This is a genomic window from Limnobacter sp. (assembly GCF_046297615.1).
In the GTDB taxonomy this organism is placed as follows: Bacteria; Pseudomonadota; Gammaproteobacteria; order Burkholderiales; family Burkholderiaceae_B; genus Limnobacter.
In genome coordinates this window covers 78,087-103,632 of sequence record NZ_JBKBHM010000004.1, presented here as the reverse complement: position 1 = coordinate 103,632, position 25,546 = coordinate 78,087, and the positions used below count along the sequence as shown (strand labels likewise).

Annotated in this window: 14 protein-coding genes; 11 read left to right on the top strand and 3 right to left on the bottom strand. The window is 58.0% G+C overall.

Features of this window, described 5'->3' with window-relative positions:
• Positions 1-339: 339 nt before the first annotated feature.
• Genes ACK4FF_RS09780 through trhA form a run of 6 tightly spaced genes read left to right on the top strand, consistent with a single transcriptional unit; the run spans position 340 to position 14,934 of the window.
• Entirely contained in the window at positions 340-1,851 is a 1,512-nt protein-coding gene (locus ACK4FF_RS09780) for a hypothetical protein (RefSeq protein ID WP_409708724.1), read from the top strand.
• A complete protein-coding gene (locus tag ACK4FF_RS09775; RefSeq protein WP_409708168.1) occupies positions 1,848-3,830 on the top strand; it encodes a preprotein translocase subunit SecA in 1,983 nt (660 codons plus the stop codon). The genes ACK4FF_RS09780 and ACK4FF_RS09775 overlap by 4 nt, the downstream gene beginning before the upstream one ends.
• Positions 3,831-3,846: 16 nt before the next feature.
• The gene (locus tag ACK4FF_RS09770) at positions 3,847-4,593 is read left to right on the top strand and encodes an efflux RND transporter periplasmic adaptor subunit (protein WP_409708164.1); all 747 of its coding nucleotides are present in this window, start codon (positions 3,847-3,849) and stop codon (positions 4,591-4,593) included.
• A gap of 30 nt (positions 4,594-4,623) precedes the next feature.
• Entirely contained in the window at positions 4,624-6,612 is a 1,989-nt protein-coding gene (locus tag ACK4FF_RS09765) for a ShlB/FhaC/HecB family hemolysin secretion/activation protein (RefSeq protein WP_409708161.1), read from the top strand.
• A gap of 36 nt (positions 6,613-6,648) precedes the next feature.
• Positions 6,649-14,280, top strand: a complete 7,632-nt coding sequence (locus ACK4FF_RS09760) for a filamentous hemagglutinin N-terminal domain-containing protein (RefSeq protein WP_409708158.1) — start codon at positions 6,649-6,651, stop codon at positions 14,278-14,280.
• Positions 14,281-14,283: 3 nt separating this feature from the next.
• On the top strand, positions 14,284-14,934 hold the full coding sequence (gene trhA / locus ACK4FF_RS09755; RefSeq protein ID WP_409708155.1) for a PAQR family membrane homeostasis protein TrhA: 651 nt from the start codon (positions 14,284-14,286) through the stop codon (positions 14,932-14,934).
• A gap of 22 nt (positions 14,935-14,956) precedes the next feature.
• Here the strand turns inward: trhA and ACK4FF_RS09750 are convergent, their stop codons facing one another.
• A complete protein-coding gene (locus ACK4FF_RS09750) occupies positions 14,957-15,958 on the bottom strand; it encodes an NAD(P)-dependent alcohol dehydrogenase (protein ID WP_409708153.1) in 1,002 nt (333 codons plus the stop codon).
• A 58-nt stretch (positions 15,959-16,016) separates the two neighbouring features.
• Positions 16,017-16,661, bottom strand: a complete 645-nt coding sequence (locus ACK4FF_RS09745; protein WP_409708149.1) for a TetR/AcrR family transcriptional regulator — start codon at positions 16,659-16,661, stop codon at positions 16,017-16,019.
• Between the two features lie 128 nt (positions 16,662-16,789).
• Between ACK4FF_RS09745 and ACK4FF_RS09740 the strand changes: the two genes are divergently transcribed.
• Positions 16,790-18,247: a flavin-containing monooxygenase gene (locus ACK4FF_RS09740; protein WP_409708146.1), complete on the top strand. Its 1,458-nt coding sequence runs from the start codon at positions 16,790-16,792 to the stop codon at positions 18,245-18,247.
• A 5-nt stretch (positions 18,248-18,252) separates the two neighbouring features.
• Complete coding sequence (locus ACK4FF_RS09735) at positions 18,253-19,197, top strand: alpha/beta fold hydrolase (protein ID WP_409708143.1); 945 nt, start codon at positions 18,253-18,255, stop codon at positions 19,195-19,197.
• Here the strand turns inward: ACK4FF_RS09735 and ACK4FF_RS09730 are convergent.
• Positions 19,188-21,047, bottom strand: coding sequence for a hypothetical protein (locus tag ACK4FF_RS09730; protein WP_409708140.1), 1,860 nt, complete (start codon positions 21,045-21,047; stop codon positions 19,188-19,190). The genes ACK4FF_RS09735 and ACK4FF_RS09730 overlap by 10 nt on opposite strands.
• A gap of 75 nt (positions 21,048-21,122) precedes the next feature.
• On the opposite strand from ACK4FF_RS09730, the gene ACK4FF_RS09725 reads away from it, so the two are divergent.
• Genes ACK4FF_RS09725 through ACK4FF_RS09715 form a run of 3 tightly spaced genes read left to right on the top strand, consistent with a single transcriptional unit; the run spans position 21,123 to position 25,541 of the window.
• Positions 21,123-22,496 carry a TolC family protein gene (locus tag ACK4FF_RS09725; protein WP_409708137.1) on the top strand — a complete coding sequence of 458 codons (1,374 nt, stop codon included), beginning with the start codon at positions 21,123-21,125 and terminating at the stop codon, positions 22,494-22,496.
• Positions 22,493-24,262: an ATP-binding cassette domain-containing protein gene (locus tag ACK4FF_RS09720; protein WP_409708134.1), complete on the top strand. Its 1,770-nt coding sequence runs from the start codon at positions 22,493-22,495 to the stop codon at positions 24,260-24,262. The genes ACK4FF_RS09725 and ACK4FF_RS09720 overlap by 4 nt, the downstream gene beginning before the upstream one ends.
• Positions 24,255-25,541, top strand: coding sequence for an HlyD family type I secretion periplasmic adaptor subunit (locus tag ACK4FF_RS09715; protein ID WP_409708131.1), 1,287 nt, complete (start codon positions 24,255-24,257; stop codon positions 25,539-25,541). The genes ACK4FF_RS09720 and ACK4FF_RS09715 overlap by 8 nt, the downstream gene beginning before the upstream one ends.
• Positions 25,542-25,546 lie beyond the last annotated feature (5 nt).

Here is a 25,546-nt window from a genome sequence, read left to right as displayed (position 1 = left end):
GGTGGCAATGTGCCCGATCTGGATGAGCTCAAGGAGCGTCGCAAGAAAAACCGCACGGCAAAAATCAAGCAGTACATCGGTAACCCGATGGCGCTCAAGCTCCCCCTGATTGATCCAGACCGATTTCTCACGCATGTCGTTGCCGCTTTTCCCAGAGGCAGTGCGCCCTGGGTTCTGGCCATCTGGGCCATGGGCATTGCAGCAGGGGTCTTTCAGGCGGCCATGAATTGGGATGCACTGACTTCCGACATCACGGCCAGAGTGTTCAATGCTGACAACATGATTCTGTTGTGGTTCGCATTCCCGGTCCTCAAGGCCATCCACGAACTGGGTCATGGCTTGGCCATCAAGGCCTATGGCGGTTCATGCCGTGAAATGGGCTTGATGTTTCTGCTGTTCATCCCCGTGCCCTACGTGGATGCCAGCAGTTCCATGATGTTCAAGAACAAGCGCCATCGCATTGTCGTCAGCCTGGCGGGCATGATGATTGAGATGTTTGTGGCGTCACTGGCCCTGTGGGTGTGGGCCTCTGTCAGTGGTGGGCCTGTCAAAGCCCTGTTGAATGAAGTGGTTGTCCTCGCCAGTATCACCACCTTGTTTTTCAACGGCAACCCACTGTTGAGGTTCGACGCTTATTATGCTTTGGCCGACTGGCTGGAAATTCCCAACCTGGGACAAAAAGCGAACAAGTACATCGGCCACCTGCTGCAGAAGTACGTGTTTCGTGTGGGCGATGAATTGCAGGCCATGCTGCTGACTCCACGAGAGTCTGGCTGGCTGGTTTTTTATGCCATAGGTTCATTCATTTACCGCATGGTGGTGGCATTCGGGATTATTTTTGCCGTTGCCCAGATGTACTTTTTTGTGGGTGTCTTGCTGGCCCTGTGGTCGGTTTGGTCCATGTTGTTGTCCCCACTGCACAAGGTACTCAAAGAGTTGTTCGTCGGCCCTTCGCTGCGCAGCGTTCGCAAACGCGCAGTGATTCTGACCGGGGCGTTCCTGGCGACTGTTGGCATGTTTGTCACACTGGTTCCTGCGCCGTCGTGGAGCATGGCCGAGGGCATCATCTGGATGCCGGACAACGCCAGAGTCACCAACAGTTACGCCTGTTTCGGCAACTCTGTGTTGGTCAAACCCGGGGAGCAGGTGCAGTTGGGGCAACCCATTCTGCGTTGTGACGACCCAGAACTGCTGACCCAGTTGGAGCGTGCCCGCGCCCGTCAAGATGAATTGACTGCACGAGTCACCTTCGCCGCTGCGAATGACCGGGTGCAGGTGGGTGTAGCCCAGGCGGAACTGAACTACGTGCTCAAGGAAGTGGCCGAACTTGAACGCAGGCTTGATTCCATGGTGATCCGCAGCCCCAACATCGGGGTGTTTTACATGGATGCCCCGGGCGACTTTGCGGGCAAGTATTTCGACCGTGGCTCGCAGCTTGGTGATGTGGTCGACCCCAAAGCCTTGAGTTTGATCACCGTTGTGCCCCAAAGCAGTGTGGCCTTGGTGCGTGAGCGCACTGAAAGCATCGAAATTCGCACCTCGGACAATCCGATGAGCTTGGTGCATGCCAAGCTGGTGCGAGAGGTACCCTCGGCCACCAAACAGTTGCCTAGCCTGGCATTGGCGTTGCAGGGGGGTGGACAGATTGGATTGGACCCGGAGTCAGACGCCAGCACAGGGCCCAAAGCCCTGAACCCGCTGTTTCAGTTTGAGGTTCGCTTTCAGGACAACACCATGCCGAACACACTGGGCAACCGGGTGTTTGTGCGTTTCGTCCACCACAGCGAACCTTTGGCCATGCAGTGGTACCGTTCACTCCGCCAACTCTTCCTGAAAAGGTTTGCCGTATGAGCAATTACGCGCTGACCGTCGGGGGGCGTCCCTATCCGCAACGCCAGAATTGGACTGAGGCCGGTTGGCTGGACCGCCAGTTCGAAAAGCTGCGTACTTTCATGCTGAGCAAGTGGTGGTCCCGCGAGGCCCACATGGCGCGTTTCGTGCGTAAGGTTCATGCAAGCTACGATGAGCTTGAGCGTTTGAGCCAGGACGAGTTGGCTCAGCGGCTGCAGGCAGTCAAGCGTGACCTTCGCCGTTTCGGGCCGGTGGACGATGTCGCTGCCCGCGCATTCGCGCTAATCCGTTGGCATTCCAAACAAAACTTGGGGCTGGCGCATTTTGACAGCCAGATCTGCGGGGCCTATGCGCTCATTCGCGGCACCATCGCGGAAATGGACACGGGTGAGGGCAAGACACTCACCGCCACCCTGGGCGTCAGCACGCTGGCCATGGCGGGCAACTCGGTGCATGTCATCACGGTGAACGATTACCTGGCCACGCGTGACCTTGAAAAAATGAAGCCGCTCTATCACAGCCTGGGTTTAAGCACTGGGCTGATTGTCGAGAAGCAGAGCCCTGATGAAAAACGGGTGCAGTACCGTGCGGACATTGTGTACTGCACCAGCAAAATTCTCACTTTCGATTACCTGCGGGACCGCATCGACCTTGGGCCGCGCATGAAGCCCATGGGCATGTCCCTGCGCGCATTCCTGGGCACCAGTGAGCCCACCATGTTGCCCGGGCTTCAGTACGCCATCATCGACGAGGTGGACAGCGTGCTGATTGATGAGGCCAGAACCCCACTGATCATCTCGCGCGAAACACGCAACAACGTGTTGGAACAGTATTACCGACAGGCCATGCAATTGGCCCGTTCGCTGAAAGCGGGTGAAGACTACGAACTGATCGAACTGGGCAAGGCGGCAAGGCTCAATGACACCGGCAAAGGCCGGATTGAGGCATTCGCTGAAGAACACGGGGGCCTCTGGCGGGGCAAGTTGCGCCGTGAGGAAATCATCACCCGCGCCTTGAATGCCATTCACGGTTTCCAGCGGGATATTGATTACCTGGTGCGCGATGACAAGATCATGATCATCGACGAAAACACCGGGCGTGTCATGCCCGACCGTTCTTGGGAGCTGGGCCTGCAACAGTTGATGGAAATCAAGGAAGGTGTGCCCATCAGCCCCGAGAAGGAAACCATGGGCAAGATCAGCTTTCAGTTGTTCTTTCGCCGCTATCTGAATTTTTCCGGCATGACCGGCACCTGCAAAGAAGTCGCTTTGGAGATGGGCGAGGTCTATGGCCTGCCTGTGGTGCGTATTCAGCCACGTTTGAAAAACAAGCGGGTTTATTTGCCCAGCCGAATGTTTGTGACTGCCGAGGACCGTTGGCTGGCCGTGGTGGCCAGCGTCAAAAGCCGACTGGCGGCCGATCAGGCTGTGTTGGTCGGCACCCGCTCGGTGAAGGCCTCAGAAACCTTGTCCGAGCATTTTGACCGTGCCGGTGTAGATCACCAGGTACTGAATGCCAAGAACGACCAAGAGGAAGCCGAACTGGTGTCCCGCGCCGGGTTCCCGGGCAAGGTCACCATCGCCACCAACATGGCTGGGCGGGGCACCGACATTCATCTGGATGATGCAGTGCGCAAGGCAGGCGGCTTGCATGTGATTCTCACCGAGCGCCATGACAACCGCCGTGTGGATCGCCAGCTGATTGGCCGTTGCGCGCGACAGGGCGACCCCGGCACCTGTGAGGAAATGCTGTCCCTGGACGATGAGTTGTTCCAAGGGCGTGCACCGTGGGTGGTCAACACTCTGAAACGAATGTTGACATCCAATTCGCAGTCGCGTTTGTACAACAACATAGCACTGCGTGTTTGTCGGTTTTATCAATGGTCTGTGGAGCGTCAGCACCGAAGAATTCGGGGCGGCATGCTCAGCAGCGATTTTCAGGCCCGGCGTTCTTTGTCATTTTCGGGCCAGCTTGAATGAGTGTTACATGCGCTTTATGAACGTTAAATTATGTCAAGCCGCGGTGCCTGTCGGCATGGGCCTCGCCTTGGTGCTTTCCGCTGGGTCAGTGTGGGCGCAGAGTTCGTCCTCCCGCATGGTCAGCTCATGCTTTTTGTTGCCTTCACATGAAGTCATTGTTGGAACACCCCTGGACGGTGTTTTGGAAAGCGTCAACGCCGACCGTGGCGAGTTGGTGAAGGCCGGGCAGGTGATTGCCAAGCTGAACACAGGGCTGGAGACCGCCCAATTGCAAACGCAAGAGGCCAAGGCCGAGTTTGGTGACCGCAAAGCGCGGCGCAACGAAGACCTTTACAAAAAGCGGGTCATCTCCGACCATGAACTGGACGAGGTGAAGACAGAGGCCAATCTCTCCAAACTGGAGCTGGAAGAAAGAAAGCAACTCTTGAAGTTGCGCACCATCACCAGCCCCATCAATGGCGTGATCGTAGACCGCTACCGCGCACGTGGCGATTTGGTCAAACAGGAAAAGATTTTCAAGATTGCGTCCATCGACCCCTTGCATGCGGAATTGGTCGTCAACTCGAAACTGTTTGGCGAATTCAAGCAAGGACAAACAAGGGAAGTTTTTCTCCCGATGTTGAACAAGAAAGTCACCGGCAAAGTGACCAACCTGGATCGTGTGATTGATCCAGCCAGTGGCACTTTCCGGGTTCGCCTGACGGTACCCAATCCAGGCAGCCAGATTCCGTCGGGCTTGCAGTGCGAAGCCAGCTTTAATTGACCTTATAAGAACCTAACCGGACCGATTCCAATGAAACAGCGATCCAATAACAAACGCAACCAGACCGTGGTGGCTGCAAGCCTGCTGCTGATGGTCAACGCGACAATGGTCACCCCGCTGAATGCCAACCCGGCACCTGATGATGCCAACCCGGACAATTCGCAATCCACAACGCGTGAACAGGTTCAGTTGCCTTCGCGTTTCAAAGAGAAGACCACCATTCGCGCCAACCAGCAACGCACTCAGACGAACCTGTCTGCGCTGCGGTTGTCGGTCAAGGGTTTTGCGTTTGAGAACAGCCCGCTGGTGGATTCCGATGAAATCAACCAGATTCTGTCGCCTTGGCGCGAGCGGGACTTGACCTTCGCTGAGTTCGAACTGGCCGTGCACCAAGTGGCCGATTACCTGCGCAACAACGGGCACCCCAATGCATCGGTCCAAGTGTCACGCGCTGCGTTCTCGAACGGCCAGGTCGTTGTTGCCGTCAATGGTTTGTCCACGGGTGAGTCCATTCAACCCACGGTGGCCATCAATGAATTCGACATCAAGGGTTTGACCGTGGCCACGGCTGATCAGGTTCGTCCCATTCTTGAACCCTATGCCAACAAAAACCTGACTGTGGCCGAGCTGCAAGGTGTGGCTGAGGAAGTTGCCGTGTTCCTGCGTGGCTTGGGTTACCCGCTGGCACAGGCGTATTTGCCCCCACAAAAAATTGATGGCGGCAAGGTTCAGATTCAAGTGCTGGAAGGCATTGTGGACGGCCAAAAAGGCACCGATGGTTTGATTGTGGAGACTGCTGGCGAGCGCGTTCAGCCCACCATCATCGAAACCATCCTGAGCAAAGCGGTCATTCCCGGCCAACCCATCAAGAACGATGACCTGGACCGCGCTGTCCGCTTGGCCGGTGACCTGGCGGGTGTCCGCTCCCTGACCACCACGCTGGGCCCCGGTGAACAACCCGGCAGCACCTTTGTGACGGCCAAGGTCGACGAAGAAAACCTGTTCACCGGCAGTGTGTCGGTGGACAACTATGGCAACAAGTATTCCGGTGAAGAGCGTGTCAACGCCACGCTGAACCTCAACAGCCCCTTCGGTTACGGCGAGCTGTTCACATTGAACCTGACTGAAACGGACCGTTCCCGTAGCGCGAAAATTGCAGGCGTCACCCCAGTTGGTTCATCGGGGCTGAAGGTTGGTGCGTCCTATGCGGACCTGGATGTGAGCGTCGGTGGTGCTTTTACCCCGTTGAACATTGCCAGCAACTCCTCAGTGGCTTCGGTGTTTGGCAGTTATCCCTTGATTCGCTCGGCCACCAACAACGTGCAGGCCACAGTGGTGGTGGATGACAAAGACGTGTTCAACCAGTTGCTGGGTACACCCACTTCAGACCGCAAGGTTGAGCTCACCACGCTGGGCTTGAACGGCAATTTCACCGAGACTTCCGGCGCGCAGAACTCGTGGAGCGTGTCTTACGGCTTTGGTGACGTCACACTGAAATCCAACACCGTGCTGGCCGATGATTTGGCCACACGTGGTCCTTTCGAGAAGATCAATGCTGCGTTTGGCCGCTTGACCCCCTTGAGCAAAGACCGCACCTGGAACCTGTACACCGCAGTGTCCGGGCAAACCGCCAACAAAAACCTGGATGTGGTTGAGCAGTTCCAGTTGGGTGGCCCCAACGGCGTACGCGCTTACCCCACCGGGGAGGCCATTGGTGAAGAGGGCGCCTTGCTGAACGTTGAGTTGCGCAAGTTGGTCAACCGCACCAGCTTTGGTGACCTGAACGTTTACGCCTTTTACGACTACGGGCATATCAGCCAGCGTCGACAGTTTGGCCGCAGCTATGGGCTTGAAGGGGCTGGTGTGGGTGTCAGCTTGGTCAAATCGAAGTTTGGTTCGGTCAACATCGCCTTCGCCAAGAAAATTGGCAACAACCCCAACCCCAACCCGCTGGGGCAGGACGCCGATGGTGAGGCCAAGAGCGCACGTGTGCTGATCTACGCGAACATCGTGTTCTAAAGACAGGCCACCCTCGACATTACCGGACTATTGACCATGAAAACTACAGCACATACACCACGGATCCTGGGTCTCCTGATCGCCTCCCTGTTTGCAGGCAACCAGTCGCAGGCCAACCCACTGGCGGCCAATGCCTTGCCTACAGGCGGTACGGTGACTTCCGGTATTGGGAGTATTTCGTCGATCGGCAACACGATGAGCATCACTCAGGGCTCGCAAAACCTGTTCACGCAATTCGACACGTTCAACATTGGTGCATCGGCTGCAGTGAAGTTCCTGCAGCCCAGCACCAGTGCAATTGCAGTGGGTCGTGTTGTGGGTGCGGACCCTTCCCAGATTTTTGGTCAGTTGTCCGCCAACGGTCAACTCTTCCTGCTCAACCCCAACGGCATCGTGTTTGGCCGCACGGCACAGGTGAACGTGGGCGGCTTGGTGGCTTCGTCGCTGAAATTGAGTGATCAGGACATCCTCTCCGGCAAATTCGCCTTGAACCAAGGTTCAGGTGCAGGCGCTGTGCGCAACTTCGGTGAGATCATCGCCCGCGAGGGCGGACTGGTTGCGCTGGTGGCTCCTCAGGTGGAGAACCAGGGCACCATTCGCGCCGATGGCGGCCAGATTGCCTTGGCAGCAGGCGACAAGGTGCGCCTGGAACTGGGGCAGGGTGGGTTGATCAGTGTGAATGTGGACGGCGGCGTTGCACAGGCGCAGATTGACAACAGCGGTTCGCTGTTGGCCGATGGCGGAAAAATCTGGATGACGGCCCGTCAGGCGGGTGATCTCGCATCCAACTCTGGCATTAACCAGAGTGGTGTTGTGCGGGCCAATACCATGGCTGAACGCAACGGCGAAATCTGGATTGACGGCGGCCCCCAAGGCAAGCTGGTGCTGGATGGCCAAACTCTGGCCATGGGCACTGGCGCTGGCGACAAAGGCGGTCGTATCTCCGCCACGGCTGGCGATGTCACCGTCAAAGGCCAGGTGAATGCGTCGGGTGGTAAAGGGCAGGGTTACATTGAAATTGGCGGTGGTTTCCAAGGCAAGAATGCCAAACTGAACAACGCCAATACCACTACACTGGCCAGCACTGCGCGTGTAAACGCCAGCGCCACCGCAGACGGTGAGGGTGGTACAGCGGTGGTTTGGTCCGAGCAGCGAAGCAATGTGGCTGGTGCCATCGAAGCCAAAGGTGCTGGGGCTGGAAAGGGCGGTCTGGTTGAAACCTCCTCCCGCGGTCTGCTGAATTCGTCAGCCATCGTTGATGTGAGCGCGGCCAGCGGTAAGCATGGCGAGTGGCTGCTCGACCCAACCACCATCACCATTGCAGCCGGTGCACCTGCTGCGACCAATGCGACTGACGGTGTCAACACGGTAGACGCAACCACCATTTCAAACGCCCTGAACACCGGTGCGAATGTCACGGTCATGGGCACAGTCGGCATCAACATCGAGGCTGATATCTCTAAAACAGCCGGTGCGGAATCATCGCTGACTTTCACAGCGCCGGGGAACATCAATCTCGGTACAGTCTCCCAGTCCCGCCAGATTTCCGCCACTGACGCACCCAACAGCGGTGTCACCAGTTCCTTGAATGTCACTTTCAATGGCGGCACTGGTGGCAACGTCACGCTGTTCGGCAGCATCAGCACCAACGGCGGTGACGTGGTCTTTGACAAAGCAGTCAACCTGGCTTTTGCTCGCCCCATTTCCACCTCGGTGGCACAACCCAACAACGGTGTTCCAGCGTCCAACCCGTCAGGTAATATCACTTTCAATGAAGCGGTGCGCCTGATCGGTTCCGACCCTGTCACGCTGGATACCCAATCGGTGCGGGACGGTGGTGGCAACGCCATTTCCGTGGGTGGCAACATTTTGTTCAACAAACTGGTCGATTCGCTGGGCACCGGCGGCGTGCCTTTGGCGTTGACCTTGAACACCACCGGTTTGTCCAACGGCACCGTGAACCAGTCTGGCGCGGTGACCTTCAAGGGCGATATCGGAACTGGTACAACCCCACTTCGCAGCTTGACCATCAACGGCCCAAGCACTGTCGCCTTGGGCGACACAGTGGCTGGCTTGGCGGGTACCCAATCGGTATTCCTTAAAAATGATGGCGGTGCTGTGCTCACCTTCAGCGCCCCGGGCACCATTCGGCCGGCCCTGGTGTTGAATGCCACCAACACCGTCATTAACGTCGGTGGTTTCGGCGCATCCGGCATTTCGAATTACCTGCAAAGCACCTTTGACATTGTTAAAGGCACCGCCACTGCGGTGAACAACACCGCATCCAATTTGACCATCAATTCCGAACGGTCCATTCGCGTGTTGGATCGCGATATTCTGGGTTCGCTGGACGGCACGTCCGCACCCGTGAACAAGCAGATCAATGTGGCTTTGAACAGCAACTCGCTGGATCAGTTCTCGGGCGGTATTGCGTTGGAAGGGCAGCGCGGCGTGAACGTTCAAACCTTCGGTGGAAACATCACCTTGGGCGGTGCATCCACCCCCACGGGCCGCGCCTGGGGCGTGTCGGGTGAGCAGAATACTGACGGTATCCTCTTGCAGAACACGGTGCTGGAAAGTTCCGTAAGCACTGGGCCGACCATCACCGGCGGCGGCAACATCACCTTGCGTGGCGCTTCCCCGTTGGACGATGGTTCCGGCGGTACGGCGGTTCGCCTGTTTGGCACTTCTGTCCTCAATTCCGGGACTCAAAACATTCTGGTGGATGGTCAAGTGACTTCCACCTCCGGCGGCGCCCCCAAGGATGCCGTTCTGATTGGCAGCGGTGGCACTGCGGCAGTCAACCTGTTGGCGGCCGGCAGCGGTAACATCACCATCGTCGGCGATGCATCGGGTGTGACTAACGTGGCCCAAGCAGGTGCCAGCTACAACGGTGTCGAACTAAGCCGCGGCGCAAATGTGCGCACTGTGGACGGCGACATTGTCATCAAAGGCCTGGGTGGCGGTGGCAACAACGTCAACGTGGGTGAAAACGTGGGTGTTCGTATGAAGGATTCAGACACCCAAGTGACCTCCAAGACCGGTGACATCACCTTGATTGGGCAGACCGGCGGCAAAACCTCCAGCTACGCCATCACCACCAGTGGTGACGATATTGCGATCGGTCAGCGGCGTGATCAAACCTTGGCGCGTGCCGCCACTGGCGATACCTTCACCGGCAACGTCAACCTGGTTGGCGATACCATGAAGTTCATCAACAACTCCACCAACCGGCTGCGTGTAACCACGCAACGCAATGGCGTTGATTTGAACACCGGGCAGGTCAACATCCGTTCCCTGCATGATGTCGACATTCAAATTGGTGGCACCGAGCCCACACCTCCGTCGTCCGACAATGTGGCGATGCCCGACAAGCCTTTGTACCTGGCCAGTGAGATTTTCTCGGGCACGAATGCGGTGTTCATTCCCGGTGCCGGTGAAATCAACATCGGTCAATTTGGTGACGTGAATGGCCCTGTTGCTCGTGGTGAAACCAGCAAAACCATTGCCGTGAACGGTGCAACCACGGTTCGTGACCCCTTGAACCTGTTGGCCCGCGGTGGTATGGCCACTGGCGGTGGCAATGTAGCCATCAACAGCAACCTGACCGTGCGTGGCATTGGTACATCGCCTGGCGCAGACCGCACGCTGAACATTGAAACCGCTGCTGGTGTGGTTCAAACCACCGGGGCATCCATCAATGCCACCAACCTGCGTGTGGATTCAGGCAATGATGTCTTGCTGCTTGGCCCCAACCAATTGGGCACCGTGGCCGCGCGAACCAATGGCAACGTGTCCATCAACAATGCGCAAGCGTTGACTGTGGGTTCGGTAGGGCGCAACTTCCAAGGCGACTCGGTAGCCGCCTCAACCTTGAATGGTGTTGACACCCAAAAGGCCAACACAGCCAGCAATGCAAACGCCGTTGTGCCCAACCGTTTCCTGTCGGTGTCAACCAACGGCAGTAATGCCGACTTGACCATCACCCAGAAACTGAACAACCCGCAAGGGCTGGTCAACTTGTCGGCTTTGGGTGAAACCCTGGCCACAGGTCAGCGTGGCAACGCCATCAATCAGTCGGGCGTGGGCACCATCAGTGCGGCTGACTTGATTGTTCGGGCTCAGGACAATTCCGACCTGACGTTGACGGGCAATGAGTTCACCAAACTCGCAGTGGACATGAGCACAGGGCAGGGCGATCTGTCTTTAGTGCGCGCAGCCACTACCAATGCCGACATCACCATCGACAGCTTGACCATTCCGGCTGCCGCCAGTGGCGCTACGGCTGGCACCACAGTCAACGGTTTGGTCAGCGACCGCACCGTGGCCGAGGCTGGTCATGTTTACATCCAGAATTTGAACGGCGGCCTGACACAAACTGCCACGGCACCCATTCAAGTGGGTGGCCTGGCCGCCGAGGTAACGGGCAACGTTGCGCTGACGGCCAGTTCAAGCAACCAGATCAACAAATTGGCTGCGCTGACCACCGACGGTTCTGTGGCGGTGAATAACCAAACCGCCATGCGCGTTGATGCAGTCAACACCCAAAACAATGCCAGCACCCCAGTGGGTTTGAAAAACGTGACCGGTGTGCGTGCGCAGGGTACAGCCCGTGACGTCACCTTGAATGTCACAGGTGCAAACGCCAGTCTGACTGTTGCAGATGTCGACAACAACCCTGACATCAACATCAACAATGCGCTCTCGGCCACCGGCAATGTAAGCCTGTCCACCACCACTGGTGTGTTGGATGTGCAAGGTGCAGTGCTGGCGTCCGATGGCGCCGGTGCAGGTGCTACACCCACCGCAACGTTGAGCACAACGGGTGGCAACATCACCGTGTCCAAGGCAGTGACATCCGACGGCAACCTGGCCGCCACCGTGAGCACTGGTGCGGGCGATATCAGCACCACCACCGCGGGCACGCTGACTTCAACAGAGGGTGATGTGGCCCTGTCCACCGTCAGCGGCAATATTGCTCTGGCAGCGGATGTGACAGCGAATGGCAATGTTTCGGCGACTGTATCCGCCGCATCGGGTGGTATTTCGACAGCATCAACGGCTGATCTTTTGTCCAACAATGGCAACATTAACCTGAGTGCACACACCGGCAACATTGCATTGGGCGCTACCGTTCAGGCCAATGGCAACATCAGTGCAGCAGTCACCACTGGGGCTGGCGACATCACCACCACCAGCGCGGCAACACTGACCAGCAGCACCGGGAATATCAGCCTGTCGACAGCCGCAGGCAACATTGCGCTGGCGGCTGCTGTATTGGCCAACAAAAATGTGGATGTGGCCATCAACGGTGGAACTGGTGCGTTTTCCAGCACCGCTGCAGCCACCATCACCGCCACAGGCGGAGCGGTGTCAATCAAAACCACCAATGGCAACATCGCCGTCAGTGGTAATGTCACATCCGGTGAAGGCGACATTGTGGCCAACGCCACCACGGGTGGAAACATCACCATCGCCTCCAAACTGACGGCTGACAACGCCGCTGACAACGCGGACATTGCCTTGAACACGGCCAATGGCACTTTGACCCTCGGGGTCACCACACCCGCAGGCAACGAGGGTGATCTCACCGCATCGGGTCAAGGTGACGTTCGTCTGCGGGCCACCAGCATCGCGCAAAACACAGGGTCTGTCATCACGTCCAACGGCTTGTCTGCCCGCGCAACGGGTACAGCGGCCAACAGCAACATTTCATTGCGTGGCGACAACAGCTTCCTGAACCTTGCGGCGGCCACTGCCAATGGCACAGTGCATGTGAAGAACACCAACGCAGGTGGAACCAACATCGCTGAAGTGGTTGGACAAAGCGCCAACGTAGACACCTTGAGCGGCATCAATGCCACGGGGCAGGTGACCCTGGTGAGTGCAGCCCAAGTGACCCAGAATGCAGACGCCACCGGTAAGCTGACCAACCCCGGTGGTTTGTATGTTGATGCAGCCTCTGGCAACGTGACCCTGAACAACGTGCTGAACGAACTCAGCACAGTGGCGGTCAAGGCCAACGCAGCCAACCAGAATGTGGCGCTGAACAGCACCAAAGCCATCCAGTTGGCCAACCTCACCCGAACCAACCTGGATGCGTCCACCACGGCGCAGGCTGGTATTTCGACGGCAGCAGCGACAGGGCAGGTGTCCATCAACAGCGGCACCAGCACCTCTGCAGGTGGGTTGACCCAGCAAACTGGGGCGACACTAACCGCCAATGTGGCTGCGTTGCAGACCACTGGCGGTAACATTACCCTCACCGAAAACAACGTCATCAACACTCTGGCTGCTTCAACGTCAGACAGTTTGACTTTGGTCAACAACCAGAACCTGTCCATCGGCAGTGCAACCAACCAAGCCAATGGGCAGACCATCAATGGTGTGGCTGTCGGCGTAAGCTCCGTGCCCACGACTGACAAACAACTGGCTTTGCAGGTTGTTGGTGATCTGACCCAGAACAACTCGGTCACCGCAGCCCTAGCTGCCATTGTGGCTACAGGCAACGTTGTGTTGAGCAACTCTGGCAATGATGTGGGTCAGTTTGCAGCCAAGGCCTCGAATGTGACGCTGACCGACTCCTCGGGTGTACGCTTTGCAACATTGACGACCGTACTGCCCACCCCCAACACCACGGTCAGTGGTGTGGACACCCAACAATTCCTGCTCAACAGCACGGGCAATGTCACCCAGCAGTCCACAGCGAATGTGAAAACCACATCGGCGCAACTGGTCACTCAAGGCGGCAATGTCACTTTGACCAACCGGCAGAACCAGTTCGCTGCATTGGCGGGTTCAATTCAGGGCAAAGGCGACATTTATTCGGCGGTGGACACCAGCGTACAGACCGTGAGTATCTCCACAGGCTTGAGCGCGACGTCGGACCTTCAGGTGCGTACCGCCGGCAACCTCACCTTGCAAGCTGGCACAACTGTGTCGGCCAACAACGCTCAATTGGTGTTGGCTGCAGACAAAGCCTTTACCAACCTGGCCGGTGCCAATGTGATCAACCCGGCCACAGGCCGCTGGCTGATTTACGACAGCAACTTGACCCTGCAAGACCGTCTCGGTGGTTTGCAACCCAACTTCCGCCGCTTCGCCACGCGGTATGACCAATACACGCCCAGCCAGGTGTTGGAGGCCGGTAACGGTTACATCACCGACGCCGTGGTGGTGAACCCCAACGACGCCATCCGTCAGAACGGCGGTGTGGGTTCAGGCATGGCCACCGGCGGCAGCCAAACGCCCACCACCAGCATGACCGATGTGCAGAATATCGGTGCGGTGCCTGTGGTGTATGCCGCCTACGGGGATACGCCCTTGCCGCAGTTTCCCATCAGCAAGGCAGCCTTCATCGATGGTTCACAAACCAGCGTACGTTTCGATGCGCCAGTGTTGGTTCAGGTGGCTTACCGCATGCCATTCAGCATTGACCTGAATGCCCTCGTTGGCAAACAGCAGGTGAAAGGCGTGACCATGGTGGACGGTTCTGCACCGCCCAACTGGATCAAGTACGACGCTGAGCAGGGAGTGATTCTGGGCCGTGTGCCCACCAAGCAAAATGAGCCCTTCACTTTGGTGGTGAAAACCCAATTGGCCGATGGTCAATTGGCTGACCTGAACGTGTTCATCAGCCCAAGCGCCAAGGAAGAGGACGACCGGTAAAGCATGAGCAAGGTGTTGGCCCCTTATTCACCCGCTGAAGAGCGGGCCAATGCCTGGTCACATGGCTTGGCGGCTGCTGCCTCGGTGGCTGCCAGTGTGTGGTTGCTGAACAAGGCATGGGCTGTGCTGACCACTGGCCAGTTGTTCGGTCTGTGGGTGTATTGCGCCAGCCTCATTGGGCTGTTTTTGGCCTCAACGCTGTACCACAGCGTCAGCAACCCCAAGCGCAAGGACTTGTTCAAACGCTTGGACCACTGCGCCATTTACCTGCTGATTGCGGGCACCTACACGCCCATGTTGATGCTCATCTTGCACAGCCTTTCGGCCACCATTCTGTTGTGGGTGGTGTGGGGCCTGGCAGCGGCGGGCATTGCCTTCAAGACCTTCTTCATCAACCGCTTCAAGCGTATTTCGTTGATCACCTATTTGCTGATGGGCTGGTCGTCCATCGTGCTGATCAAGGACTTGTGGGAGGCCATGGACCGCAGCGGGTTTTGGCTGTTGCTGGCCGGCGGCTTGTGTTTCACGGTGGGGGCCGGGTTTTACGCGGCCAAAAAAGTGAAGTTCACCCACGCCATCTGGCATGTGTTTGTGGCTGCTGGTGCAGCCTGTCATGCGGCGGTAATCGGTTTGTACGTGATTCCCGCCGCCTGATTCAATCGACTCACACGTCAACTCAGCGGCTGAGCACCACCCGGAAGCGCGGGCTGCCATTGCGCAGGCGGTCAATCGCCTCATTGATCTGGTCAAACTTGAAGTGTTCCACCACGGGTGCCAAGTCATGGTGAGCGGCAAAGTCCAGCATTTGGGCAATCACGGTGGGGCTACCCACGGGCGAGCCTGACACACTGCGCTGCCCGCCAATCAGGGAAAACGCGCCAATGTCCAAGGGCTCCAGGGTTGCGCCCACAAAGTGCAAGCGCCCTTTGGGGGCCAAGGTGCTGATGTAGGCATTCCAGTTCAGCTTCACATTCACGGTGGACAGCAACAGGTCAAAGCGCCCAGCCGCATTTTTAAGGGCTTTGGCGTCTTTGCTGTTCAGGGTGTGGTGTGCACCCAGTTCCAGCGCCTCTTTTTCCTTGTCGGGTGATGAGGTGAACGCGGTGACCTCACAGCCCCAGGCATTGAGAAACTGCAACGCCATGTGGCCCAAGCCACCGATGCCGATGACGCCAACCCGGTCAGTGGGTTTCACATTGAACTGCACCAAGGGGTTGAACACGGTAATGCCGCCGCAAAACAGCGGGCCTGCCTTGGCAGGGTCTACCCCTTCGGGCAGCTTCACCACAGCGGCCGCCTGCGCCCGCACCTGTTCAGCAAAACCCCCGTGGTGGCCTGCAATGGTGGCCTGTGCGCTGCCGCACAGGTTGTGGTCGCCACCCATGCAACTGCGGCAAGTCATGCAGTAAGCGGCATGCCAGCCCAGGCCCACCACATCACCAATGGCCAGGTGGCTCACATGGCTGCCCACGGCTCGAATTCGTCCAATCACTTCATGGCCGGGCACCAGCGGGTATTGGGTAAAGCCCCATTCATTGTCGATCATGCTCAGGTCACTGTGGCAAATGCCGCAATGGTCCACATCAATCTCGACATCAAAGGCACCCAAGGGGCCCGGGTCATATTCAAATGGTTTCAGGGGGCCCTTGGGCTCGAATGCGGCGTAGGCTTTGATCATCAACAGCTCCGGCAAAATGGTGGACACAACACTCAGTGTTGTACCACAGCGGCCGGGCTCAGGCTGGGGTTTGCATGCGTTGCGCCACGCCTTCGAGCAACATCACATTCACATCCACCAAATCATCGATGCAGTGGGTGTAGCCACTGATGTACCAAGTCATCACCGTTTGGTTGATTGCACCCACAATGCCCATCACCAGCAACTCATCTTTCACGGTGTTGGTTCTCACGGCCGGATAAAGGTTGCGGATCATCAACAACAGCATTTCTCCAAACTCATGCGTGGTGCTTTGGTACACCTGGTTCACCCGGTCGCTCACCCCGAGTGTTTCAAACCACACGGTGCGGCACACATGGGGGTTTTGGGTCAGCTTGAACAGCGCGGTCAGGGCAGGGCGGGCCACCACTTCAATGGACGCGCCTTCAGTGGGGTTGCCAATCGCCTGCAACACCTCAATGACAATGCGCTGGGTTTCACGTTCGTACACACCGATCAGCACATCTTCCACGGATTCGAATGATTCGTAGAAATAGCGGTCCGTCAGCTTGGCTTCCCGGCACAGCGCGCGCACTGAGGTGCCCTTGTAACCCACGGTGCCGAACAATTGGAGGCCTGCATCTAAAAACTGCTCTTGGCGCTTCTGGACTCGGTCTTCGGCAGATTCGCCCCCATAAACCCGGTAGGCTGTGGCATTGGCCATGGTGTTCTCCTGTTTTTGGTATTTGACTACACCTTACATCAGATGTAAAGTGACAACAGATGTAGTCAGATTGACAGGTTCCGGTCTGGCTTGATAACAACCACCCGACAGGACACAGGGGAGCACTCATGAATACACATCACGTCGTCATCATCGGCAGCGGCTTTGGCGGCCAATGCGCAGCCATCAATCTGATCAAGCGCGGCATTGATGACTTTCTGATTCTGGAACGCCGGGACTTCATGGGGGGCACCTGGTGCCAGAACAGCTACCCCGGCGCGGCGGTGGATGTGCAGTCGCCCCTGTATTCCATCTCCCACGAGCCCTACGATTGGTCTCAGATGTTTGCTGAACAGGCAGAACTTCAGCAATACACCAACCACGTGATCAACAAATACGGCCTGCGCGCCAAAACCCAGACCAATTGCAATGTGGTGTCTGTGAACTGGGATGAAGCCCAGAGCCTGTGGATGATTGAAACCGCACAACAGGGCACCATTGCGGCCCGCATTCTGATCAACGCTTCCGGCCCTTTGAGCACCCCGGTGATCCCCAATTTTCCGGGGCGCGACACTTTCAAAGGCACCACCTTTCACACCAACAACTGGGACCACAGCATTGACCTGAGCGGCAAGCGAGTGGCCATCATCGGCAGCGGCGCCAGTGCAGCGCAGGTGATTCCTGCGATTGCACCGAAAGTAGGGCACCTGCATGTGTTCCAGCGCAGCCCGCACTGGGTATTGCCCCGCCCGGACAAAACCTTCAACCGGTTTGAGCGCGCACTGCTGCGCATCAAGCCCATTTACAAAGCATTGCGCGCCGGCATTTACTGGGCGCTGGAAAGCCGCGTGGTGGGCTTCAAGTATTCCAAAGCCATGCTGTATTTTGTGGCCCAGCGCAGTGCGCTCAAGCACATTGAACGGCAGATTCCCGACCCGGAACTGCGCCGCAAAGTCACCCCCGATTTCACCATCGGCTGCAAGCGCATCATTTTGAGCAACACCCTGTACCCCGCGTATTGCCGCCCCAACGTCACCCTGCATGACAAGAACGACGGCATTGGCAGCATCAATGAAACCGGGATTCAAACCCGCAGCGGCGAGCAGGTTGACCTGGACCTCATCGTGTATTCCACCGGCTATGACGCCACTGACGGCGTGATTTCCTACCCCGTGAAAGGGCAGGGCGGCAAGGCCTTGGCTGACGTGTGGAAAGAGTTTCCGCGGGCCTACCTGGGCACCACTGTGCCCAGCTTCCCCAACCTGTTCATTGTGACCGGCCCCAACACCGGGATTGGCCACACCTCCGCGATTTTCGTGATTGAGGCGCAGATGAACTACATCATGAAAAGCATTGAGGCCCTGCGCAAGTCCGGCAAAAAAGCCATTGCCGTCAAGCCGGAAGCGGAAGCCGATTACACCCAGATGATCCACAGCGAGATGAACAAAACCGTGTGGAAGACCGGTGGCTGCAACAGCTGGTACCAAAGCAAAAGCGGCCATGTCATTGCCATGTTCCCCGGTTTCAGTTTCACCTACCGAATGATGGCCAAGCGATTCAAACCCCAGCATCACACATTCAGTTAAGCAGCATGAGCAAAACAACCCGATTAGTTCTTGTCCTTGCCCTGGCTTTGGTCAGTGGCCTGGCCCTCTGGAATGCCAACACCTACCCGCGCATCGGCCAGGTGGCTATGGCGGTGGGCGGGCAACTGGAAGCCCGAATTCATGGTTTGACAGAAAAAACCGTGCAGGTCGGCGATGTGCCCTACCGGGTGTACGAGGGCGGTAACCCCGCCAACCCCACCTTGGTGCTGTTGCATGGCTACAGTGCGGACAAGGATGTGTGGCCTCGTTTTGCCAGCACACTGGTGGACCGTTACCACGTCATCATTCCGGACCTGTTGGGCCACGGGGAAACCGGTTATCGGGATGACTGGCAGTACAGCGTGCCTTCGCAAAGCCAGCATGTGCTGGCCTTGATGGAGGCCATGCATGTCATGAACTTTCATGTGATTGGCAACTCCATGGGCGGTTTCATTGCCGCCTATCTGGGCTTGACTGCACCTGACCAAGTGCTCAGCGTAGTCGCCATTGACCCAGCCGGTGTGGTGTCCCCCACGCCCAGCAAAATGGAGCGCATGCTGGCCAAGGGCCGCAACCCTTTTGAAGTGCATAACGCCGATGAGTTTGTGGAGTTCTACGGCATGACCATGGCCAAGCCGCCCTACCTGCCCCGGTTTGTGTTGGACGGCATGGCCCAGACGTATCAGGAACGCCGACCCGAGTTGGCCCGAATCGTTCAGGATTTCCGCGGCAAGGACATGCTGGACAAACGCCTGCGCGAGATCAAAGTGCCTTTCCTCTTGATCTGGGGCTCAAAGGATGAGCTTCTGGATGTCAGCTCGGTGCAGGTGTGGCAAAAAGGCGTACCGGGTATTCAGGTTCACCTGTTCCCCGAACTGGGCCACATGCCCATGGTTGAAGCCCCGGCCGAGACCGCAACCGTGGTGAAATCCTTCCTGACTCAGATCTGACCCGCCCGTTCCGCCGCAGCCTGGTGCGCTTGCACCACGGCCTGCGCGAACAGCGCTGGCTCGCCTTCAAACAAACGGGCGGCATAGCCACTCTCGACAATGTGCTGACGCAGGGCCGCCCGTTCACTGGCTGAGTCAATCAACTGCACGGCCTTGGCTACGTAGTCGTCTTCGCTGGTGGCCACCCACTGGCTGCCCAGCCCCAATTGCTCAAAGAGCGCCCCATCGAAACAGGAATGCACTTCGCGCCCAGTGCGGCACACGCCCGGCACGCCTTGGCCCACGCAATCGACAATGGTGTTCACGTTGCCGAAGGGGTAGGGGTTGATGAACAGGTCCAGTTGCGCAATGCAGTCGAGGTAGGTCGAAAACTCCATCATGGGGTGCACCACCGCCTCGGGCAGCATGCGCACAATGTCCTCTCGCACATGCAACCAGGCCACACCTTGCGCAAAGGCCGGTATGAATTCCAACTCCACATCACTTTGGCAGGTGTCCAGAATACGGCGACACATGGCCAGAAACGGCGCATTGATTTTCATGACCGCACCGATCACGCCAACCTTCACGCTGTTGCGCCGCCTCGGGCGTTTAGGGTAGGGCTGTGGCCACACAGCGGGTGGTCTGAACGGAATGGCCTGGCGAGACACCGGCAACACGGTTTCACTGTAACAGGCCACGTCGCCGATACATTCTGCTTCCACAATCACTTGGTCCATGACTGGCGAACCGGAGGTGGCCGGGTGGCCGGTGCCCATGATCTGCAGCGGGGCCAAGCGCAACGTGCTGGCAAACAGCGTGTACTGGAACATGCCGATACTGGGGTAATAGAGCACCTGCGGCTTGGCCTGTTTGGCCAAGGTTTGAAGTGCCGCCAGCGTGTCAAACAGTGGGGTGTTGTAGCTCAGGCTGGTGAATTCATCGAACATGGCCCGGGTGCTTGCATCGGTCACCTCTTCAAAGCCAAAACCGATCAGGTGGTAGTGGCTGCGCAGGGCCTCCAGGGCCAGCGAGTGGGTGCGGTAAATTGAATGCTTGCTGTGAAACCATTCCACGGGCACCAGCATGGTTGGCAGCGTTCCCGGTGCAGGGGCCACAATGGGTGTGGCAAGGTCCGCATACCCCGTGGTGGGGTTCAGCAAGGTACGCCTGATCAGCCGGGCAATGCTGCCGCGTATGGTGTGTTTTTGGTCGAAGGTGGCATAACTGCAATGCATGGCCACGTCATGCAACAGGGCCAGCGGCAAACCATTGAGGTTGGCCAGCGCGTCGATTTTGGCGGGCAACCAGTTCAGCAACACATTGCGTTTGGCCTCGGCGTTTGCACTACTGGCCACCCTGGGGCTGAGCAGAGACAACAACAGGTTGATGCACACCGTGGGGTTCAAGGCCCACAGCCCTTCACAATTCAGGCTGAGGTCGCTTTCAAGGCTGTACAGCAGGCAAGCTTCCTTGAGTTTGGGGCTGTGGATGTCCAGGGCTTGGTGCAGTTCGCCCGTGCTGGCGCCCAAGAGGCGAATGAGCGAATCGGCATGACGCTGGCGGCCACTGGCAAAGGTACTGCAGATCCATCGGTGCCGTTGCATCAGCTTTCTGAACTGAAGGTCATCCAGCGCAAAGTCGGGCCGAAGTACCAGCGTGGTCATGGCCTGGCGCAACCGGTCTGCCAACACCTCTTCCACCTCGGCAGGGCGTTGTTGCCTGGGCAGAACCAGCCCGTCGCAAGGCAGTTTCGACAGGCTGCCGCCGTGCTGGTCCATCAGGCCCAAAATGTCCATCAGTACATCCAGGGCGGTGCTCACAGGCCCGTTAAAGGCCAGGCGTTCGAACTCGTTGAGGGTGGTTTGCACGGTGTTGAACAGGTGTCGCGGTGGGGCTGTTAGTATACCGACACGACCGTTATATCACCCATCGTGTATCGCCCCATGCGCGCCTTATTCTCCCCTCGTTCACGCTCCTCTTTGCCCTTGGCCGCCGCACTGGCGTTGTTGGCCACGTCAGCCCTGGCGCAACAAACGGAGCCCCAGCAGACCGACCCGGTGCCGCCGCCCCCAGCGGTGGGCGACAATGCGCAAAACCCCCCGCCCGAGGCCAAAGCCACGGCAGTGCCTCAAGTGGACCTGTTGGCTGCCTTGCAGTCGGCCCTGCGCACGCATCCCAGTGTTCAAAGTGCCCGTCAGAAACTGACCGCCTCGAATTACGAACTGGACGCCGCTGAATACCGGCTTTACCCCACACCCGCCATCGACTTGGGTGCCATCAGCGGAAGTTCCCGATCCAATGGCAACCAGACCAGCATCAGCGTCACCCAACCCCTGTACGCCTTTGGCCGATACACCTCGGCCATTGATGCGGCAGAAAGCCGCGTGTCGGCAGCCACTGTGGCCATTGATGAAGCCCAACTGGACTTGATGGACCAAACCGTGACCGCGTACTACGAGGTGGTCAAGGCTGAAGCCCGGCTGGCAGTGCAAAACCGCTTTGTGGATCAACACCGCGACCTGCGCGACACGGTGGAACGCCGCCTGAAGGCCGAAGTGGGCAGTGAAAGCGACTTGGTGTTGGCTCAGACCCGCCTGTCCCAAGCCCAGAACGACCGCAGCCTGATCGAAGCACAGGTCAAAAAGGCCCGAAACACCCTGATGAACCTGACCAGCTTGAATGCTGCCCAGGTGGTGCCGCCAGCCCAACTCGATGCGCCTTTCCGCTCGGAAGAGGCTTTTCAGTCCAAGGCGCTGGCCTATTCCCCCAACCTGAAGCGCTTGCGGGCTGAGTCCATTGCCCTGAAACAGGACGCAGCCGTGGCGTGGGCCAACACGAAGCCCCAACTGGTGCTGCGTGCCGAACGGGTTGAGTCCAATGTGCCCACGCCGTACGCAGACAACCGCTTGATCACCGCCTTGCAATACCAGCCGGGTGCGGGTTTCTCGGCTGGCAGTGTGGCCCAGGCTGCGGAAGCCAAAGCCGTTGCGGCTGAGTTGGACATCCGCTCCGCCCAACTTAAGTTGACCGAGCGCGTGTCCACCGTGTACAGCGATTTGACTGCCAACCTGACGCAAGCCAGAAATTTGGAGCGTGTACTGCGCTTGAACAATGATTTTTTCCAAAGCATGCTGCGCCAGTTCCAGTTGGGCAAACGGTCCTGGCTGGACGTGCTTAATGCCCTGCGTGACTCCAACCAGTCCGAGCTGGGTTATGCCACGGCGGCTGCCGATGCGCAGCTCAACTCGCGCCGTGCATTGTTGCTCAGTGGCCAGTTGGAAGCTGTCGTGGACGCGGGCAAGGGCGCTGCACAATGAGCACCACACCCGCCAGGGCCTTGGCACTGGATATTTTTATTTCAGCGGTGCGTCGGCGTTCCCGGCAATTTGTGGAATCGGCGGTGGCCTCTTCGCTGATCAACATCCTCACCTTGGTCACCTCGCTGTTTGCCATGCAGGTGTATGACCGTGTCATTCCCAACAGCGCTTTCGACACTTTGAAGGTGCTGTTTGTTGGGGTGCTGATTGCGGTGGCCCTGGAAGCAACCTTGAAAATTGCCCGAGTGAAGTTGCTCGACATCACCGGCAAAGCAATTGAGCTGGAGTTGTCGCAGACCTTCTTCAACAAGGCCATGAGTATCCGAATGGATGCCCGCCCCAACACCATCGGCACCTTTGCCTCGCAGATCCGGGAATTCGAATCGGTCAAATCCTTCCTGACCTCAACTACCTTGTTTGTCATTGCTGACGCGCCTTTCGCCGTGCTGTTTCTGGTGATGATTTTCGCCATTGGTGGCTGGCTGGGGGTTGTGGCTTTGGTGGCGCTGCCCTTGACCATGCTGGTCGGCTTTGTGGTGCAGCGGCCATTGGCCAAGCTGACGCACTTGCACATGCGCGAATCCAGCATCAAAAACGGCATGCTGATTGAATCGATTGACGGCGCGGAATCCATCAAAGCCGCAGGCGGGGAAGGGTGGTTCAGTGCGCGGTGGTTCAAGCTCAGTGCCCTGCTGGGCGACACCGGTTTGCAGACCCGTGCCCTGGCCAACCTGTCGGGCACCTTGGCCGCATCCATTCAGCAGATTTGTTACGCCAGCACCGTGGTGGTGGGCGTGTTTCTGGTGGACCAAGGCACCATCACCGTGGGTGCCTTGATTGCTTCAACCATTCTCGTGAGCCGGGTGCTGACGCCCGTGTCGCAACTGGCTGGCATGGCGGTCAGTTGGAACTCGGCCAAGTCGGCGCTGGAGTCGCTCAACGACCTGGTCAACCGGCCCAGCGCGGGGCCCGATGAACACACCACGCCCGTGCGTATGGAAAAGTTCAGCCCCAGCTTGCGTGCCGAGGCGGTGCGCCTGGCCTATGGGGATGACAAAGTGCTGGCCATCGAGCTGGACAAACTCAGCATTGCCCCGGGTGAACGTGTGGCCATTGTTGGGGCCAGTGGCTCGGGAAAAACGTCTTTGCTCAAAGTGTTGTCCGGCCTGTACAAACCCACCGAGGGGCGGGTGTTTTACAGCGATGTGGACATGGCGTTTCTGGAACCCACCACACTGCGCCGCCAGATTGGTTATTTGCCTCAGGACACCCGTTTGTTCAACGGCACTTTGAGGGATAACCTGGTGCTGGGTTTGCAGGAGCCCACCGACGACCATGTGATGGACGTCTGCAAGATCACGGGCGTGGACAAACTCATTGCCCGCCATCCGCGGGGCATCAGCTTGCCCATTCACGAGGGTGGGCGCGGCCTTTCCGGCGGGCAGCGGCAAATGGTGGCGCTGTCACGCCTGTTGATCCAGCAACCTGCAGTGCTGTTGCTGGATGAACCGACCGCCTCGCTGGATCATCAGCACGAGATGAGTCTGATCCGTTCCTTGAAGCAATTCATTCGGCCTGATCAAACCCTGGTTGTCGTCACTCACAAGCTGCCAATTCTTGAATTGGTGACCCGTGTGATTGTGGTGGACCAGAACAAAGTGGTGATGGACGGGCCGATCGACAGCGTACTCAAGCGTGGCAAACAAGGTGGCGAGATGAAACCGTTGGCCCAGATTCCCGGTGCCCAGGACAGCAAGCATGGATAAGACACCGGGCACCGAATTGACGGTCACCAAGAAGGCGGGTGAACTGCAGCGCCTGAATGTAAAAACCGAAGTGGTGTTGAACAATGCCACGGGCATGTACGACGTGCTTGAGGCCGACCAAGAGGCCGCCCCAGTGCGCAGCCCTGTGATCTGGGTCGTGTTGGTGACCTTGGTGATTGCCTTGGGTTGGGCGGCTTGGGCGGAGTTGGACCAAGTCACGCGTGGTACGGGCGCCATCATCGCCAGCCAGAAAACCCAGATTGTTCAGGCCCCCGACGGCGGCGTGATTGAAGAGCTGTTGGTGCGCGAGGGTGATGTGGTCAAACCCAACCAGTTGCTGGCCACGCTGGACACAGCCAAGGCTGGTGCAGCGGTGGCCGAGGTGGTGGCCAAGCAAGGCAGCCTTCAGGCCAGCATTGTGCGCCTGCGTGCCGAGGTGCTGGAAACACCCATGACCTTTCCGGATTCGCTCAAGAAATACCCGGACATTATTGCGGCACAAACCCGCCTCTACCAGAAACGCCGACAAGCCCTGAATGAGGAAGTGTCGGCTTTGGTGAAGTCCCTCAAGCTGATAGAGGAAGAGTTGGTACTCAATGAAAAAGCATTGGCCACCGGTGATGTCAGCAAGACGGAAGTGATTCGCCTGAGACGGCAAGCCAATGATTTGCAGTCCCAGATCACCAACCGCCGCAACAAGTATTTTCAGGATGCCCAAGCCGAATTGGCCAAGGCTGAGGACGAGTTGGCCACAGTCTCCCAAACCGTCAACCAGCGCCAGGCCAGCCTGGACTACACCCGCTTGACTGCCCCTGTGGGCGGTGCCGTGCGCAATGTGCGCTTCACCACCAAGGGTGCCGTGTTGCGCCCCGGTGATGAATTACTGACGATTGTACCCACCGCCGATGCCTTGATTGTCGAGGCGAAAATCAAGCCATCGGACATTGCCTTCATCCGCAAAGGCATGACAGCCAACATCAAGGTGGATGCCTACGATTACTCAATCTACGGCACGCTGGAGGGAGTGGTCACCTACATCAGCCCGGACACCTTGACGGATGATCAGGGCACACGCCAAGCCACGGGTGAGCCCACCACGTATTACCGCATTCACGTGGAAACCCGGGACCGTTCCTTCAAGAAAAGGGCCGATGAACAACTGGACCTGATTCCCGGCATGACCACCACGGTGGAGGTCAAAACCGGCAAAAGTTCGGTGTTGCGTTATCTGTTCAAACCCGTGGTGAAGACCCTGGACCAAGCCCTGGTCGAGCGTTGAAGCGG